Origin of the sequence: Streptomyces sp. NRRL S-340, assembly GCF_000720185.1 — a bacterium.
Lineage (GTDB): Bacteria > Actinomycetota > Actinomycetes > Streptomycetales > Streptomycetaceae > Streptomyces.
The window spans coordinates 94,313-111,304 of record NZ_JOIY01000003.1; the positions used below are offsets into that span (position 1 = coordinate 94,313).

At 72.7% G+C, this 16,992-nt stretch carries 11 protein-coding genes; 8 read left to right on the forward strand and 3 right to left on the reverse strand.

All coding sequences use genetic code 11. The annotated features are described in order from the left end of the window. The first annotated feature begins 84 nt into the window (after positions 1–84). Positions 85–1,266: a serine hydrolase domain-containing protein gene (locus IG64_RS02715; protein WP_037851456.1), complete on the forward strand. Its 1,182-nt coding sequence runs from the start codon at positions 85–87 to the stop codon at positions 1,264–1,266. Positions 1,267–1,433: 167 nt separating this feature from the next. Here the strand turns inward: IG64_RS02715 and car are convergent, their stop codons facing one another. From car to IG64_RS02730, 3 genes are all read right to left on the reverse strand, one after another. Then, the gene (gene car, locus IG64_RS02720; RefSeq protein WP_324609554.1) at positions 1,434–5,015 is read right to left on the reverse strand and encodes a carboxylic acid reductase; all 3,582 of its coding nucleotides are present in this window, start codon (positions 5,013–5,015) and stop codon (positions 1,434–1,436) included. A 192-nt stretch (positions 5,016–5,207) separates the two neighbouring features. Then, a complete protein-coding gene (locus IG64_RS02725; RefSeq protein ID WP_037851458.1) occupies positions 5,208–6,023 on the reverse strand; it encodes an aminotransferase class IV family protein in 816 nt (271 codons plus the stop codon). Between the two features lie 105 nt (positions 6,024–6,128). Further along, positions 6,129–6,725, reverse strand: coding sequence for a TetR/AcrR family transcriptional regulator (locus IG64_RS02730; protein ID WP_051812292.1), 597 nt, complete (start codon positions 6,723–6,725; stop codon positions 6,129–6,131). A gap of 319 nt (positions 6,726–7,044) precedes the next feature. On the opposite strand from IG64_RS02730, the gene IG64_RS02735 reads away from it, so the two are divergent. The 7 genes from IG64_RS02735 (at position 7,045) to IG64_RS02765 (ending at position 16,873) form a co-directional block, all read left to right on the forward strand. After that, a complete protein-coding gene (locus tag IG64_RS02735) occupies positions 7,045–8,430 on the forward strand; it encodes an MFS transporter (protein WP_078883757.1) in 1,386 nt (461 codons plus the stop codon). A 675-nt stretch (positions 8,431–9,105) separates the two neighbouring features. Next, positions 9,106–10,374, forward strand: coding sequence for a transposase (locus IG64_RS02740; RefSeq protein ID WP_234438365.1), 1,269 nt, complete (start codon positions 9,106–9,108; stop codon positions 10,372–10,374). Positions 10,375–10,784: 410 nt separating this feature from the next. Next, positions 10,785–11,987 carry a 3-deoxy-7-phosphoheptulonate synthase gene (locus IG64_RS02745; RefSeq protein ID WP_037851460.1) on the forward strand — a complete coding sequence of 401 codons (1,203 nt, stop codon included), beginning with the start codon at positions 10,785–10,787 and terminating at the stop codon, positions 11,985–11,987. Positions 11,988–12,188: 201 nt separating this feature from the next. Continuing rightward, complete coding sequence (locus IG64_RS02750) at positions 12,189–12,866, forward strand: isochorismatase family protein (protein ID WP_037851462.1); 678 nt, start codon at positions 12,189–12,191, stop codon at positions 12,864–12,866. Beyond that, positions 12,863–14,944, forward strand: coding sequence for an anthranilate synthase family protein (locus IG64_RS02755; protein WP_078883742.1), 2,082 nt, complete (start codon positions 12,863–12,865; stop codon positions 14,942–14,944). The genes IG64_RS02750 and IG64_RS02755 overlap by 4 nt, the downstream gene beginning before the upstream one ends. Beyond that, on the forward strand, positions 14,941–16,125 hold the full coding sequence (gene aroC / locus IG64_RS02760; RefSeq protein ID WP_037851464.1) for a chorismate synthase: 1,185 nt from the start codon (positions 14,941–14,943) through the stop codon (positions 16,123–16,125). The genes IG64_RS02755 and aroC overlap by 4 nt, the downstream gene beginning before the upstream one ends. A gap of 220 nt (positions 16,126–16,345) precedes the next feature. After that, a complete protein-coding gene (locus tag IG64_RS02765; protein ID WP_037851465.1) occupies positions 16,346–16,873 on the forward strand; it encodes a shikimate kinase in 528 nt (175 codons plus the stop codon). Positions 16,874–16,992 lie beyond the last annotated feature (119 nt).

Consider the following 16,992-nt stretch of genomic DNA (forward strand, 5'->3'; position numbering starts at 1 on the left):
ACGGCCCGCGCTGGGGGTATCCCCCCTTCCGGTCCTGGGGTGCGCCGCATCGCGCCCGTCGGGGGGCGGAACTAGCGTCCAGCCATGACTTCGACTCTGCGAAAACACCTGGTCATGGCGCTCGGTGTGGCTACGCTGCTCACCGCCGGGGTGGTCCCCGCCGTCACTCAGTCCGCCGGCCCCTCCCCTGCGGAGCGGTTACGCCGTGACACCGAGGCGATCCACGCCCTCGGTGTGAGTGGGGTGCAGGCCCGCGTGATCGCGCCCGACGGCCGGCAGTCGGTCGCCACCAGCGGTACCGCCGACCTGAAGACCGGCCGCCCGGTCTCTTCCGGCGGTTACTTCCGCATGGCCAGCACGTCCAAGACGCTGGTCGCCACCGTGGTCCTGCAACTGGAGGCCGAGGGCAGGCTGTCCCTGGAGGACACGGCCGACCACTGGCTGCCCGGGGTGGTGCGGGGCAACGGCAACGACGGCAGCCGGATCACCGTCAGCCAGCTGCTCCAGCACACCAGCGGCATCCACGACGCCCTGCCCGGATACACCACGCCGCAGGAGTACCACCAGCAGCGCCACGACGTCTACGAACCCGGGCAACTGGTCGACCTCGCCATGGCCCACGAGCCGGACTTCCCGCCCGGCAAGGGCTGGGCGTACTCCAACACCGGCTACGTCCTGCTCGACATGATCATCCAGAAGGTCACCGGGCGCCCCGCTCACCAGGAGATCGAGAACCGCGTCCTGCGCCCGCTGGGGCTCGGCCGGACGCGGTGGACGGGCACCTCCTCCACCCTGCCCCGGCCCCACGCCCAGGCTTACCAGCTCTTCGGCCCCGGTTCCCGGGTGGACGTCACCGATCAGATACCGGTGGACCACGAGAACCTTTCGTGGGTCACGACCACCCGGGACGAGAACCGCTTCCTCCGCGCGCTGCTCGGCGGCCGCCTGCTCCCGGCACGGCAGCTGGCCAAGATGAAACACACCCTTCCCGTGAGCGCGGAGGTGGAGCGGCTCTGGCCCCACGGCCGGTACGGGCTCGGTCTGGTGGAGCGGCCTTTGACCTGCGGAGGAACCTACTGGAGTCATGAGGGCGGGGACGGCGGCTACATCACCCTCAACGGTGTCACCGAGGACGGACGCCGAAGCGCTGTGGTCTCCATGTCCGAGGCACGCGGCGACACCCCGAAACACATACTGGAGCAGGAGAACGCGGCCGGCATCCTGATCGACCACGCGCTGTGCGCCGGGGGCTCCGGCACCCGGTGAGCGCGGAGGTGTCCTCGCCGTGGGCGGTGAACACGGCGAGGCGCTCGCTGGTGCCGCAGATCAGCGCCGCGTGCCCCTGCCTCTCATGGTCCCTTTTCGGCTGGGTGTCTGCGCGGCGGGCGGCCGCAGCCGCCCGGAACGCGTCATGGGTTCGTCCGGGGTTCCCTTCAGTCCTGTGCCGCGGGGGCCCGGGTGGTCATCAGCGGATGGAGGTCCGTTGCGTATTTGCGGATGAGGCCGGGTGACAGGTGCGGGATGTCGTGGGCCGTTCCCACTCCGGTCCGCCGGACGGCTGCCTGGAAGCGGGCCGAGGGGATGACCGAGCCGGGGTACGGTCGTTCGGGGGTGCGGTAGCCGTGCAGCAGCGGCAGGACGGAGTGTCGGCGCTGGGTCTCCGGGAGGGCGCGCAGGGCCGCCTCGAGTCGGACCAGCCAGTCGTCGTAGTCGGTGATCCGTTCGATGCCGTGGCCGTCCGCGGCCAGCCAGTCCACGAAGGTGTCCAGGCAGACGCCGTCGTCGTGCGGGTTCACCAGGCTGTAGGTGCGGTATCCCGAGGCGGCCCCGCCCAGGGCGGCCACGGAGGCCGCGGTGAAGTCCACGGGGAGGCCGTCGTAGTGCGGCCGGGCCGCGCCGTCGCCGTCGGTGCGGTAGAAGGAGCGCGGGGCGAGTCCTGTGACAAGGACGCTGAACAGCAGCCGGCTGAACATGTCGGGCACGTTCAGCTGTCCGGCGTACCGGCTGTGGGCGAGGATCATGTTGGAGCGGAACACCGTCACCGGCAGGTCGTGCAGCTCGTAGGCCTCGCGCAGCAGCACCTCGCCCGCCCACTTGCTGGTGGCGTAGCCGCCGGCGTAGCCGTCGTCGACGGGCTGGACGGGCAGGTCGGTGCGTACGTCGCCGTCCTCGTCCAGGGGGTCGCCCGCGGGGGACGTGGACACGGCCACGCTGGAGATGTACGTGACCGGTTTGAGCTTCGTGGTCAGGGCGAGCCGGATCACCTCCGCGGTCCCCACGACGTTGGCCTCGAAGAGGTGGTCGTAGGGCAGTACGTGGTTGACCAGGGCGCCCGCGTGGACGATCAGGTCCACGTCGGCGGCGAGGCGTTCCCGGTCCGCCGCGTGCAGTCCGAGGCCGGGTTCGGCGAGGTCACCGGCGAGGACCTCCAGGTGTGCGTCGGCCAGTGTCGCGAAGGTGTGTGTCAGTTCCGCGTCCGCGCTGCCGTAGGCGTCGGTCAGCCGGCGGCGGGCGGACGCCGCGTCCCGGCCGCGGACCACGACCGTCAGCCGGCCGTCCACGGGGGCGAGCCGCTGGAGCCACTCCAGGGTGAGGAAGCGTCCCAGGTATCCGCTGGCGCCGGTCAGCAGGACGTGGCGCGGCTCACCGGAGGGCCGCGGCAGTTCGCGGGTGGCGTCCAGCAGGCCTGCGTCGAGGAACCGGTCGAGGGTGAGGTCCTTGGCGTGCACCTGGGTGGCGCCGGCGCCGTGCACCGAGGCGAAGGTCGGCCGGTTCGCGGTGGTGGTGCGCCTGGCCTCGATGTAGGCGGCGAGCTGCCGCAGATCGTGCGCGGGGCTGATGATGACGTCGACCGGCACCCGGAATCCGAAGGTGCCCTGGAGCAGGTCGGACAGGGACACCGCCGACAGCGAGTCGCCGCCCAGGTCGCGGAAGTGCGCGTCGGGGCTCACCTCGGCCGAGGTGCCGGCGAGGACTGCCCGCGCGGCCCGCTGGACGGTCTCCAGCACGGGCCGGGCGGCACCGGTGCGGCGGACCTCGTTCAGTTCGTCGTCCTCGCGGGCGGCGATGTCGGCGTACAGCCGCTCCAGGCGCTCGCCGTAGCGTTCCAGCAGCTTGGGCCAGAGCAGCTTGCGGTGGTCGGAGAGCAGCCCGTTGGCCTGGCTGAACGGCTCGGTCTCCAGGAGGAGGCCGCGGGGTATCTCGTAGGAGTTCAGGCCGCGTTCGCGGGCGATGTTCCGGAAGGAGGCGTCCAGGAGCTGTTCGAGCCGCCGCGGGTCGTCGCCGTACCGGGCCAGGGCGTCCTCGGTGGGGACGACGACGGCGAGCAGGTAGGAGCGTTCGCTGTTGCCGTGGACGAAGATCTGCCGGACCAGCGGGGCGGCGGCGAAGACCGCCTCCAGGCGCGCGGTCGCCACGAACTCGCCCTGGGAGAGCTTCAGGACGCTCTTGCGGCGGTCCACGACGGCGATCCTGTCGGGTGCCAGCTCGGCGACGATGTCACCGGTCCGGTAGTAGCCGTCGGTGTCGAAGAGTCCGGCCGTCAGCTCCGGCTGCCGGTAGTAGCCGGGGACCACGGAGTCGGATTTGAGCAGCAGCTCACCGCGCGGGTGGGGGGTGTCGGTGCTGAAGTAGCCCAGCTCCGGTACGTCGGCGAGGCGGTAGTCGGTCACCGGGGGACGCAGCAGCTCGCCGTCGACGGAGATGCCGGCGGCCTCCGTCGAGCCGTACACGTTGTGCAGGGGGACGCCGAGCAGGGACTCGGTGAACTCGGTGAGTCCGGCGGACAGGGGGGCCGAGCTGTTGCTGGCCCAGGTGACGCGGCCGCCGAGCACCTCCTCGCGCAGATGGCGGCGCACCTCGTGCGCCGCTGCCTCGGGGGGTACGCCCTCGTCGACGCGGCGGCTCAGCTCGCTCTGGTAGCGCTGGTGCAGCAGCTCGCACACGCGCGGCACCAGGGACAGTTCGGTGGGCCGGATGAGCGCGATGTCCTCGAAGAACGTGGAGAGGTCGCTGGAGGCGGTGAAGCAGGTCGTTCCGCCGCGCACCAGCGCGTTCTTGAGCGAGGAGTGGCCGGCGACATGGCTCATCGGCATGTAGTTGACGGTGACGACGTCGGTGCCGGCGAAGAGCTTGGACCAGGCGCCGCCCCACATCGCCCGGGCCAGCCTCTCGGTGTACATGGCACCCTTCGGGGTGCCGGTGCTGCCGGAGGTGTAGATGAGCATGGCGAGCGGGTCCTCGTCGTCGCCGGGTGTGTACAGCGGGGCCGGGAGCAGGGTCTCGGCGCGGTCGAGGAGGTCCGTGAGTGCGGTGACGTCGATGTTCCGGCCGGTGCCGGTGAGGCGTTCACGCGCCTCAAGGAAACGTTCCTTCTCTTCGTCGGCCCCGGGGTGGTGGTCGAAGACGACGAGGCGGCGCACCGACGGCGTCCTCAGTGCCAGTTCCGTTCCCTCGGCCAGTCGCTCGCTGCTCGCGGCGATCAGCGTGGGCTCGGTCTCGGCGGTGATCGACGCCAGTTGGTCCAGGGGCGCGCTGGTCTGCAACGGCACGGTGACGGCGCCGAGGTGGATGCAGGCGAGATCGAGGGTGGCGTAGTCGCGGCTGGTGAAGCCGAGCAGTGCCACGCGGTCGCCGGCGCCCAGCGGGTGCTCGGGGTGGTGGTGCCATTCGCTCGCCACCGCGCGGATCCGGTCCCACAGCTCGCGGTAGGTGGTGGTTTCGTAGCGGGGCAGCAACCGGGCGGACACGCGCCCGGTCCGGGCGTCGCGCACGAATTCCCTGGAGCGTTCACCGACCGCCGGCCGGTCCGCGTGGCGCTCAAAGACGTTTTCCATGACTTGCGCGAGTCGCAATGTGGTCTCCGCGTCGCATAGGTGTACGGACGTGTGGGGCGTGCACGGACGTGTTCGGAAGCTGGAGAGAGGCGCGGGGTGCGAGGCAGGGGGACGCGCGTCGTGTGAGGGACGGCCCCGGCGGGAGGCTGCGCCGCACCGGGGAACCTGGCGCGATGCTATGCGCGGGGAATCGGATGCCGTGAGAAAGACGGTGAGGTTCTGTCAGGTCGTCCGCCCGGCCCTCCCGTGACGACGTGGGTCCGGTGCGGCGCCGGCTCGGGAGGCCGGAGCAAGCACCGGTGGACGAGCGGGCTCCCGCAGGCGTGCCGCGCGGGAGCCCCGGGCCGGTGGATGCGGGGAACGGACGGGGCGCTAGACGGCGGTGAGGGGTTCGCGGCCGTAGGCGTCGTGCAGGAGGTCGAGGAAGGCCTGGGCCCTGGGCAGCCGGACTCCGTCGATGCGGTGCACGGCGACTCCCGGGGTCCAGGAGTTCAGCAGGGCGCAGCCGGCCAGCTCGGGCAGGTCGTCCACGGTCAGCTCCGCCTCGCGCTGCGGGACACCGAGGCGGGCGAGCTGCCGCCGGACGATGCCCATGGTGACGCCGCCCAGCATCTCGGCGGTGGGCCACACCACGGCCGAGCCGTCCCAGAAGGCGAGGTTCCAGATGGAGGCCTCGCTCAGCCGTCCCCGGCGGTCGAGGAAGACGGCGTCGTCGAAGCCCTGTGCGGCGGCCTGCCGCAGGAAGTACGTCTTGGCCGGTTCGCCGACGTGTTTGACGGACGGCAGGAAGCGTTCGTGCGGTACCGCCATGAGGGCCAGCGGGCCCTCGGGTCCGTCGGAGGGCGGTGCGGTGCGGATGAGCAGGGCCGGAGCGGTCTCGGGGCCGGCCGCCGTGAACTCGCCGCCCGGGAGGTAGCACGTGGCCACGAGCGAGGTGTCGGCGGGCGCCTCCTTCAGCGCCACGCGCAGCTGGGCCAGGACCTGGTCGTCGGGTAGGGCGTGGCCGTACAGCTCGAGCGAGCCGCGGCGCAGCCGCTCCAGGTGGAGGTCGAGTCCGCGGATCCGGCTGTCGCGCACCTGCATGGCCGTGAAGTGGGCGAATCCCATGAAGGCGAGCGGGACGAGGTCCGCGGCGGTGGGCGTTACGCCGTCTCGCCATGCGAGGTGACGGGGGGTCGTTCGGGTCATATCCCCGAGAACGACGCCCATTCCGGGAGGACACGATCAAGCGCCGTACGGGTGAAGCGAATTGATCGTACGTCAGGTGCGGGCCCCTCCGGTGTCACTCACCGGTCACGCTCCCTTCGCCTGTCGTTCGAGCCCGTCGAGGAGCACTTCGAGACCCGCATCGACATCGGCCTCGGTGGGCCGGATCGGTGACTGCGCGGCCTCGTCGTCCCCGGGGAGCAGCTGCTGCGCGACGCTCTGGATCGAGGCGCCCTGGACGTAGGACCACACGGTCAGCGTCAGCGTGCGGGCCAGTTGCGGGTCGTCCGTGAGGCCTGCCAGGGCGTCCGTCATCCAGTCCAGACACGTCGTGTCGCTGAAATGACGGGCGGAGGCCTGGGTGACCAGGGTCCAGGGATGCTTGCGGTAGACCTCGCGGTCGAGAGCGACCGCGAGCCGGACCGCGTCGCGCCACCGCGGCGGGGCGGGGGTCGGATAGGGGTGCTCCTCGCAGACCGCGCGGGTGATCGCGGTGAGCAGTTCGTCCTTGTTGGCGATGTGCCGGTACAGGGACATGACGCCCGAGTCGAGGTCGTTCGCGAGCCGGCGCATGGACAGCGCCGCGATGCCCTCGGCGTCGGCGATGCGGATGGCGGCGTTGATGATGGCGCGCCGGGTGAGCCCTGGTGAACTCGCCTGACGGCCTTGCGTCTTGATGGCCATGCTGTAGTCTAACCAGCGGCGTGGGTACGCTGTACGCACTCACACGCGTACACCGTACGCACCGTGTCTCCCGTACGGTGCGCACGCCCGCCCGGCACCCGCCGGACGCTTTTTCCGACGCACCTCGCGCACCCCTTCGCACACCCTTGTGCGTACAGCGTACGCATCGTATGCCGAACGAGTCGACCACGGTGCGCACCACCGCGCACCGCCTCCTGAAAGGTTCCCTGTGACTTCCCTGGACTTAGTCGCGGAGCGCGCCGACCGGCGCGCCTGGCTGGGCCTGCTGATCGTGCTCGGCCCGGTCGCCCTCGTCGCGATGGACGGCTCCGTGCTCTACCTCGCGATGCCGAGCATCACCTCCGCGATCACCCCCACCACGGACCAGGCGCTGTGGATCCTCGACATCTACGGCTTCGTGGTCGCGTCGCTGCTCATCGCGTTCGGCAATCTCGGTGACCGCTACGGCCGGCTCAAGTTCCTCCTGGCGGGCGCCGCGGTCTTCGGGGCCGGTTCAGTGGGCGCGGCGCTCTCGCCGACCCCGGAGGTCCTCATCGGCTGCCGGGCGCTCATGGGGCTCGGCGGCGCGACACTGCTGCCCTCCGGCCTCGCGATCATCAGCAACCTCTTCCTCAACCCCAAGCAGCGGGCCCAGGCCATCGGCATCTTCGCGGCGACCTTCGCGGCCGGCTTCGCGATCGGCCCCATCGTCGGCGGACTGCTGCTCAACCACTTCTCGTGGGGTTCGGTCTTCCTCATCAACATCCCGGTCGTCGTCCTGTTCCTCGCGTTCGCGCCCTTCCTGCTCAAGGACGTGCGCGAGTCGAGCCCCGGCCGGGTGGACGCGCTCAGCGTGCTGCTGTCCGCGGTCGGCATCCTGCTGACCGTCTACTCTGTGAAGTCGGCCGCCGCCTCGGGCCTGTCCCCCACCCAGCTCGGCACCGGCATCGTCGGCGTCGCGATCGTGGCGCTCTTCGTGCGCAGGCAGTTCGGCCTGCCGCAGCCGCTGCTGGACCTGCGGCTCTTCCGCGACCGAGTGTTCACCGTCGCGATCCTCACCGGCCTGCTCTCCCTGGTGGCCTGGGCCGCAGCCGGCTATCTCAGCGGCGTCTACCTCCAGTCCGTCCTCGGGCACAGCGTGCTGAGCGCGGCGCTGCTGGCGGTGCCCGGCGCGACCGTGCTCACCGTGACCTGTGTGGGGACCACCGCGATCGTCGACCGTGTCGGCAAGCGCGCGGCCCTGATCACCTCGCACTTCGCCATGGGCATCGGCCTCTCCCTGATGCTGCTCACCGGGGTTCTCGGCGGGGTGACGGCGTTCGTCGCCTCCACCGTGATCGCGGGCATCGGCTACGGCCTGTCCTTCAGCCTCGTCGCCGAGACGGCCGTCGCGGCGGTGCCCGCCGAACGGGCCGGATCGGCGGCCTCCATCGCCGAGATGAGCAACGAACTCGGCAACGCGCTCGGCATCTCGCTGCTGGGCTCCCTGGCCGCCGTGTGCTTCCGGCTCCTCGGCCCCGACCTCGCGGGGACGCTGCCCGAGACCTTGGAACGGCCCGGCGTCAGTGCGGCCGCTGTCGAGGACGCCAAGAACGCGTTCGTCTCCGGCATGCACGTGGCGATCGCCGTCGCGAGTCTGCTCTCACTCGGGCTCGGCTACCTCGCCGTGCGCTGGGTGCCGCGCGAGAAGGCGCCGGCCGCGTAGACGGCGCGCCGCCGGGTGCGGCGTACCGCCGGGTGCGGCACACCGGCGGGTGCGGCGTACGGCGGTAGGCGGGGCACGGCGGGAGGCGGGGCACGACGGGCGGCGGCTGTCGGCGGGGCACGGCGGGAGGCGGGGCGCGACGCCCGGTGGTATGCGGCGGGCGGCGCCCGTGGCATATCCCGGACACCGCTCGCGGGGGCGGTCGGCGCGGCAGGACGCCGCCGGGAGGCAGCCGCTCGCGGGTCACACCGCCGGCCACCACCTGGGCATCCTCACCACCACCCCGGCCGCCCGGCGTCCGCATCGCCGCGGCTGTCGCTCCCACCAGACTGGCGCGATAGGAACTTGACCGACGCTTGAGGCTCAATTTACTCGACGACGACTTGACACTCTCTCTCCGTACAGTGGTCCTCACGGTGGGCGACCATTACAGTCGGCAGGGCTTTCGTGGGAGGGCGTCACGACGGTTCATGGAGGTGGGGATGGCATCGCGCGTCGAGCGGAGGGCGCCCGGACACCGGGTGTGCGCGACGTCGGCGGCGCGCGCCGGGCGGTCCGCCCGATGTCCCCGCCCGCGGCGCTGACTCCCCCAGGTCGCCGAATCCCGTACCCGACTGCCCGCCGCGGCACTCGCGTGCGTGTCTTGCGCGTCCCAACCGGATCCCAAGGAGACCCATGACCTACGCCGACGTGCATCCCGAGATCTCCGGACGAGCTGTTCTCCCTTCCCTGGCGCCACACCCGCGAGACGCGGTGTTCGACCAGTTGACGCCTGGCCTGTTCGCCTCCCTGATCCGCAGCGACCAGCACCGCAAGGCTCTGTACTACTTACGCGGGCTGCTGGAGGCAGAGGGACGCAAGTCCATCCGCGCCATCGCCGCGCTGTTCGGCGACGACGTCTCCGAACAGAACCTGCACCACTTCGTGTCGTCCTCCACATGGGACTGGATGCCCATGCGGCGAGCGCTCGCGGACCATCTGACGGGCGTGACGCACCCGCAGGCCTGGGTGGCCCGGCTCATGATCATCCCGAAGTCCGGCCGTCATTCCGTGGGCGTGGGCCGGCACTTCTTCCCGTCACTGGGCCAAGTCCTCAACGCGCAGCGTGCCATCGGTGTCTGGGCGGCGTCCGAAGAGGTGACGGTGCCCGTCAACTGGCGACTGCACCTGCCCAGGACCTGGCTCAAGGACCACCAGCGCCGCAGTCAGGTCGCGATACCCGACGGAGCCGGTCCGGAGACCCTGACGGAGTCCCTCGCCAGGGTCTGCGCCGAGACGCTCCTCGACTGGAACCTGCCCCGGCGCCCGCTCGTCGTGGACAGCGACGAAGTGCAAGCGGCCACGCTCTTCAGGGAGTTCGCGGACTCGGGCGTCCCGTTGCTGGTGCGGGCCTGTGACGGTCTGGGCCTGACCGTCACCGACCCGCTGCTGCCGGCCGGCGAGGGCCAGACGATGCCCGCGGACCAGATCATGGGGATGGCCCGGGACCTGCGGCGGCCCGCCAACCGGGGCGACGCGCATGCGGACACCACCCGTCACACCCACCTGGCCGCCACCGTCCGCGTCGCCCTGCCGGACCCGGGCGGGTGGGCCGCGAGCCAGGGCGAACTGGCCCTGCTCGGTGTGGAGGACGCACGCGGGCGCGGACGGACGCAGCTGTGGCTGACCAACATGACCGGTGTGCAGCCCGCCCTGCTGGTGCGGCTGACCGGGCTCACCGAGAAGGTCGGCGCGGACTTCACGGAGATCTCCGAGGAGGTCGGCATCCGGGACTTCACAGGGCGCTCCTTCGGCGGCTGGCACCGGCACGTCACCCTGGCCTCGGCGGCGCACGCGATCGTGGCCCTGGCCGGCCGCGCCCGCCGGGGGGCTTCGTCCGCGTCAGGCCGAAGCAGGGAGCGCGGTCCGGTGGCGTGCGTCGAAAGCCACCGGAGGGTGTCCTGAAGGAGTCTGTCCCGACCGGTCCTCGCCCCTTTCCTCCTTTCCGGTCTCCGCTGCCTTGACCGCCCTTCCGTTTTCCCCCCGCATTTCCCAGCTGATTTCGTCGCCGGTCAGGCGGCCGCATTCGGCCGCCTGACCTTTTCCGTTCACCCCTGCGTCACCGCCGGACTTGACGGATCACGGAACACCTGACACATCGCGGCGCAAATCATTGGCACGGCATTCACACACCGACAGGATCAGTCGTGCCGATGAGAGTCGGCCTTCGGACGGGGGTAGTCTCAGCACGGCGTCACCGCCGATTTCTCATGCTCACTTTTCTTTTTCCCCGTCCACCGCTCTTGATCCCACGTGAAGGGAACACGGCGCGCGAAGGCTGTGGCCCATGCCGACGATCCGTGATCGGAGAACCAGTGGACGACGTACTGCTCGACCTCGAAGACGAGAAGGCCCTCCATCAGCCGCCGTGGGAGGACAGCGCACAAGTGGCCGAGGTCCGCGGCGCGCTCATACGGCGTAACCCGCTGGTGGCGGCCGAGGACGTGGACCGGCTGCACACCCTGCTCGCCCGGGTGGCGGCCGGCGAAGCCCATGTGATGCAGGCGGGCGACTGCGCCGAGGACTTCGCGGAAAGCACCGCCGACGACGTGGCGCGCAAGACGGGCCTGCTCAACATGCTGGCAGGTGCCCTGGAGATGGAGAGCGGCCGGCCGGTGGTGCGTGTGGGCCGGATCGCCGGCCAGTACGGCAAACCCCGCTCGCAGCCCTTCGAGCGCGTCGGCGGCCTCGAACTCCCCTCCTACCGCGGGCACATGGTCAACAGTCCCGTCCCGGACGCGCAGTCGCGCAGGCCCGACCCGCTGCGCATCCTGACCGGCTACGACGCCGCGCACCGGGTGATGCGCCACCTCGGCTGGCACGGCCCCCGCAGCAGCACCCCCATCGCCGCGCCGGTGTGGACCAGTCACGAGGCGCTGCTGCTGGACTACGAGCTGCCCATGGTGCGCCGGCGGGAGGACGGGCGTCTGCTGCTCACCTCGACGCACTGGCCGTGGATCGGGGAGCGGACCCGGCAGACCGACGGCGCGCATGTCACTCTGCTCGCCTCCGTCACCAACCCCGTGGCGTGCAAGGTGGGTCCCGCCATGACGGCCGGGGAACTGCTCGCGCTGTGCGAGCGGCTCGACCCGGCCCGCACGCCGGGCCGGCTGACCCTGATCGCCCGGATGGGCGCCGACGCGGTCGCCGGGCGGCTGCCCGGACTGGTCGCCGCGGTGCGTGCGGCCGGGCACCCGGTGATCTGGCTGAGCGACCCGCTGCACGGCAACACCGTCACCGCGCCCGGCGGACTCAAGACCCGTCTGGTGCGTACGGTCACGCGGGAGATCGAACGGTTCCTGGCCGCGGTCATGGCCGAGGGGGGTGTCGTGGGCGGACTGCACCTGGAGACCACCCCCGACGACGTCAGCGAGTGCGTGACGGACGAGTCCGCCCTCGACACGGTCGGCACGGTGTACACCACCTTCTGCGACCCGCGGCTCAACCCGGCCCAGGCCCTCGCGGCGGTCGGTGCCTGGTCGGCGAGCCGGGCGGGCGCCTCGCCCGTCGCCGCCTGACTCCGGCGCGCACCGGCCCCGGCGCCTCGCCGGCTCCCGTCGCGCCCCGGTCCCGGCCTCGCGGTCCCGGCCCCGGGTGGACTCCCCGCCCCGCCGCCGCGCGCGCCGACGCCGGTGCCTCACCCGCCCGGCACGTCGCGGGGCCCGCGCATCGCACCGCCCCGCAGTCCCAGGATCCCGCACTCCCAGGAAAGGAACCTCATGGCGGGCATACCCCCCATCGAGTCCTACTCGCTGCCCTCGGCTCACGAACTGCCCGGCAACACCGCGCACTGGACCGTGGAGCCGGACCGGGCGGCCCTGCTCGTCCACGACATGCAGCGCTACTTCCTGCGCCCGTTCCCCGAGGCCGTCCGCCGCCCGCTGGTGGACAACGCCGCCCGACTGCGGCGCCGGGCCGTCGCGCTGGGCCTCCCGGTGGCGTACACCGCGCAGCCGGGCGGCATGACCGAGCGCGAGCGCGGCCTGCTGAAGGACTTCTGGGGGCCGGGCATGCGCGTCGACCCCGCCGACCGGGAGGTCGTGGAGCCGCTGGCGCCCGCGCCGGGGGACGCGGTGTTCACCAAGTGGCGTTACAGCGCCTTCTTCCGCTCCGGGCTGCTGGACTGGCTGCACGCGAACGGCCGCGACCAGCTCATCGTCTGCGGCGTCTACGCGCACGTCGGGGTGCTGATGACCGCGGTGGAGGCGTTCACCCACGACATCCAGCCGTTCCTGGTGGCGGACGCGGTCGGCGACTTCTCCGCCGCCCGGCACCGGCTCGCCCTGGAGTACGCGGCCCAGCGCTGCGCGGTGGTCACCACCACGGACGCGCTCACCGCGGCCGCTCCGCCCGCCGGCGTCCGTCCGGCGCCCGGGGCCCGTGAGGCGGCCGCGTGAGCGGGCGGCGGACGTCCGGGGGCCGGCCGGAGGCACCGGCCGCGGAACTGCTCGACCGCGTGCTCGCCTCCCGGCCGCCGGCCTTCGCGCTGCTGCACCGGCCGGAGGCGACCGGCCCGGCCACCCTGGACGTGCTCGTCGGCGACATGTCCGCCCCGGAAACCCTCGCCGATCTCCCCTTCCCCGCCCGGCCGGAGGCCGGCGACGGCGCCGCCCGGCACGAGGTGCTCGCGCTGGTCCCCTACCGGCAGATCGGCGAACGCGGCTTCGCCCACGTGGACGACGGTGCTCCCCTCCTCGCGATGACCGTGACGGGCCAGGGCCGCCTGCCGGTGGCCGAGGTGCTGGAGCGGCTGCCGGACGATCCGATCACGCTGACCGGCGAGCACTTCGACGTCCGCGACGACGAGTACGCGGACATCGTCCGCCGGGTGATCGCTGACGAGATCGGCACCGGCAAGGGCGCCAACTTCGTCGTCAAGCGCTCTTTCGTGGCCGACATCACCGGCTACACCCACCGCAGCGCGCTGTCCCTGTTCCGGCGGCTGCTGCTCGGGGAGACGGGCGCGTACTGGACGTTCGTCGTCCACACCGGCGAGCGGACACTCGTCGGGGCCAGCCCGGAGCGGCACGTCAGCATCACCGACGGCACCGCCGTCATGAACCCGATCAGCGGCACGTACCGCTATCCGGCCACCGGCCCCACCCTGACCGGCCTCCTCGGTTTCCTCGCCGACCGCAAGGAGGCCGACGAGCTGTACATGGTGGTGGACGAGGAGCTGAAGATGATGGCCCGGATCTGCCAGGACGGCGGCCGGGTGGTGGGCCCTCAGCTGAAGGAGATGGCCCGGCTCGCGCACACCGAGTACTTCATCGAGGGCACCAGCGCGCTGGACCTGCGGCTGATCCTGCGGGAGTCCCTGTTCGCCCCGACGGTCACCGGCAGCCCCCTGGAGAGCGCCTGCCGGGTCATCAGCCGGTACGAGCCGCACGGCCGCGGCTACTACAGCGGCGTCCTCGCCCTCCTGGGACGCGACACGACCGGCGCGCCCGCGCTGGACTCCTCGATCCTCATCCGGACCGCCGACATCGACGCCGGGGGCAGGCTGCGGGTCGGCGTCGGCGCCACCCTCGTACGCCACTCCGTCCCGGCCTCCGAGGTCGCCGAGACGCGGGCCAAGGCAGCCGGCCTGCTCGCCGCCCTGCGCTCCGGCACCCCGCCCGCGCCCCGCGCCGAGGGGGCCGCGCCGGACGGGGCGCGGACGGCGGCGGGACCCCGCTTCGCCGCGCATCCGCGGATCCGGGCGGTGCTGGAGCGGCGCAATGCGACGCTCGCCGGGTTCTGGCTGGCGAAGGACACCGCCCGGCGGCATCCGCTGCCCGAACTGGCGGGCCGCAAGGTGCTGGTGGTGGACGCCGAGGACACCTTCACCTGGATGCTCGACCACCAACTGCGCTCCCTCGGCCTGGAGGTGACGGTGCGCCGCTTCGACGAACCCCACTGCCTCACCGGCCACGACCTCGTGGTCATGGGTCCGGGACCCGGCGACCCCCGGGCGGCGGCGGACCCGAAGATCGCCCGTCTGCGCGGTGCCGTCGGCCGGTTGCTCCGGGACCGCAGTCCGTTCCTGGCCGTGTGCCTGAGCCACCAGGTGCTCAGCACCCGGCTCGGCCTGCCGCTGGTCCGCCGGCACGTCCCCCACCAGGGCGTCCAACGGGAGATCGACTTCTTCGGCGGCCGCGAACGCGTCGGTTTCTACAACACGTTCGCGGCCCACAGCCCCGCGGACGAGATCCACTGCGCCGGGGTCGGCACGGTACGGGTGAGCCGTGACCCGGGGACCGGCGAGGTGCACGCACTGCGCGGGCCGCACTTCGCCTCGATGCAGTTCCACGCCGAGTCGCTGCTCACCGAGGACGGCGTCCGCCTGATCGGCACGCTCGCGAGCGGCGTCGTCGCCCCGCGGGCCACCACGGGCGGCGACCCGGAAGGCCGCCCCGGCGCCGGCCCCGTGCTACGGCCCGCCCCGGCGGCCGCCCGGAACCCGCGCACCGGACCGGCAGGGGAGCCGCGGTGAGCAGGCTGCGCTGGCTCACCGCGGGCGAGTCCCACGGTCGCGCGCTCGTCGCGACGCTGGAGGGCCTTCCCGCCGGCGTGCCCGTCACCACCGCGACGGTGGCGGACCACCTGGCGCGCCGGCGGCTCGGCCACGGCCGCGGCGCGCGGATGACGTTCGAGCGGGACGAGGTCACGTTCCTGGGCGGGGTGCGCCACGGGCTGACCCTGGGCTCCCCGGTGGCCGTGATGGTGGGCAACACCGAGTGGCCGAAGTGGGAGCGGGTGATGGCGGCCGACCCGGTCGGGGCCGAGGTGCCGGCGGGGTCGGCCCGGGCCGCGCCGCTCACCCGGCCCCGCCCGGGGCACGCGGACCTGGCGGGGATGCAGAAGTACGGCTTCACCGAGGCCCGCCCGGTCCTGGAGCGGGCCTCGGCGCGGGAGACGGCGGCGCGGGTGGCGCTGGGCGCGGTGGCCCGGTCGTATGTGAGGGAGACGGCCGGTGTCGAGATCGTCAGCCATGTCGTCGAGCTGGGCGGAGCCAGGGCGCCCGACGGCATTCACCCCTCCCCCGCCGACATGGCCGTGCTGGACGCGGACCCGGTGCGCTGTATGGACGCGGACGCCTCGAAGGCGATGGTGGCACGGATCGACCGGGCCCACGGGGAAGGCGACACCCTGGGCGGTGTGGTGGAGGTGCTGGCCTACGGCGTGCCGGTGGGACTGGGTTCCCATGTGCACTGGGACCGGCGGTTGGACGCCCGTCTGGCGGCGGCGCTCATGGGCATCCAGGCGATCAAGGGTGTGGAGGTCGGTGACGGATTCGGCCTGGCGCGGGTGCCGGGCTCCCGGGCGCACGACGAGATGGTGAGCACGCCGGAGGGCATCAGGCGGGCTTCCGGGCGCTCGGGCGGGACGGAGGGCGGTCTGAGCACGGGCGGGCTGCTGCGGGTGCGGGCGGCGATGAAACCGATCGCGACGGTGCCGCGGGCGTTGAGGACGGTGGACGTGGCCACCGGCGAGCCGGCGCGGGCCCATCACCAGCGGTCCGACGTGTGCGCGGTGCCGGCCGCCGGCATCGTGGCGGAGGCGATGGTCGCGCTGGTCCTGGCCGACGCGGTCGCGGAGAAGTTCGGCGGGGACAGCGTCACCGAGACCCGCCGCAACGTGCGGTCGTACCTCGACGGCATGGCGGTGCGGTGAGCGGCCGGCCGGGACCGGCGGGACCGCACGACGAAGGGAGGCCCCTGTGACGGCGGGCACGCTGCACGACGGCGAGCGGCCGGGGTCGGAGCCGCGGACAGCGCCACCGCCACCGCCACGGACAGTGCCTCAGCCGCGGCCGGTGGCAGTGCCGTTGCCGGTGGCAGTGCCGTTGCCGGTGGCAGTGCCGTTGCCGGTGGCAGTGCCGTTGCCGGTGGCCATGGGACCGCTGGTGGTGCTGGTGGGGCCGATGGGCGTGGGCAAGTCCACCGTCGGCCGCCTGCTCGCCGAGCGGCTGGGGGTGGCGCACCGGGACACCGACGACGACCTCGTCGCCGGGCAGGGGCGAAGCGTCGCGGAGCTGTTCGGTGAGCACGGCGAGGCGGGGTTCCGGGCGCTGGAGAAGGAAGCCGTGCGGGTGGCGCTGGCCGAGCACGACGGCGTCCTCTCGCTCGGCGGCGGCGCGGTCCTGGAGCAGGACACCCGGTCACTGCTGGCCGGACGGCACGTGGTCTGGCTTTCCATGGCCGGGACGGAGGCCGTGCGACGCCTCGCGGACGAGGGGACGCGCCCCCTGCTGGCGGGCGGCGCGGCAGGGCGCTGGGCCGCACTGGCCCGGGCCCGGCGCCCGCTGTACGAGGAGGTGGCGGCCTGCAGCGTGCCGACCGATGGCCTCACGCCCGCGGAGGTGGTGGCGGCCGTCCTGGAGACCCTGCCGCGGCGCAGTTCCGCCCTGCCGGAGCATTGAGCCGCCCGTCCGCCGTGCGAGGCGGGTGGCCGGCGCGGTGGGGGTTCGCGCGGGACCCGGGCACCGCCTGCGCGGTGCGTGGTGAGCGCCGAGCGCGACCCCGGCCCGGAGCGCAGGCT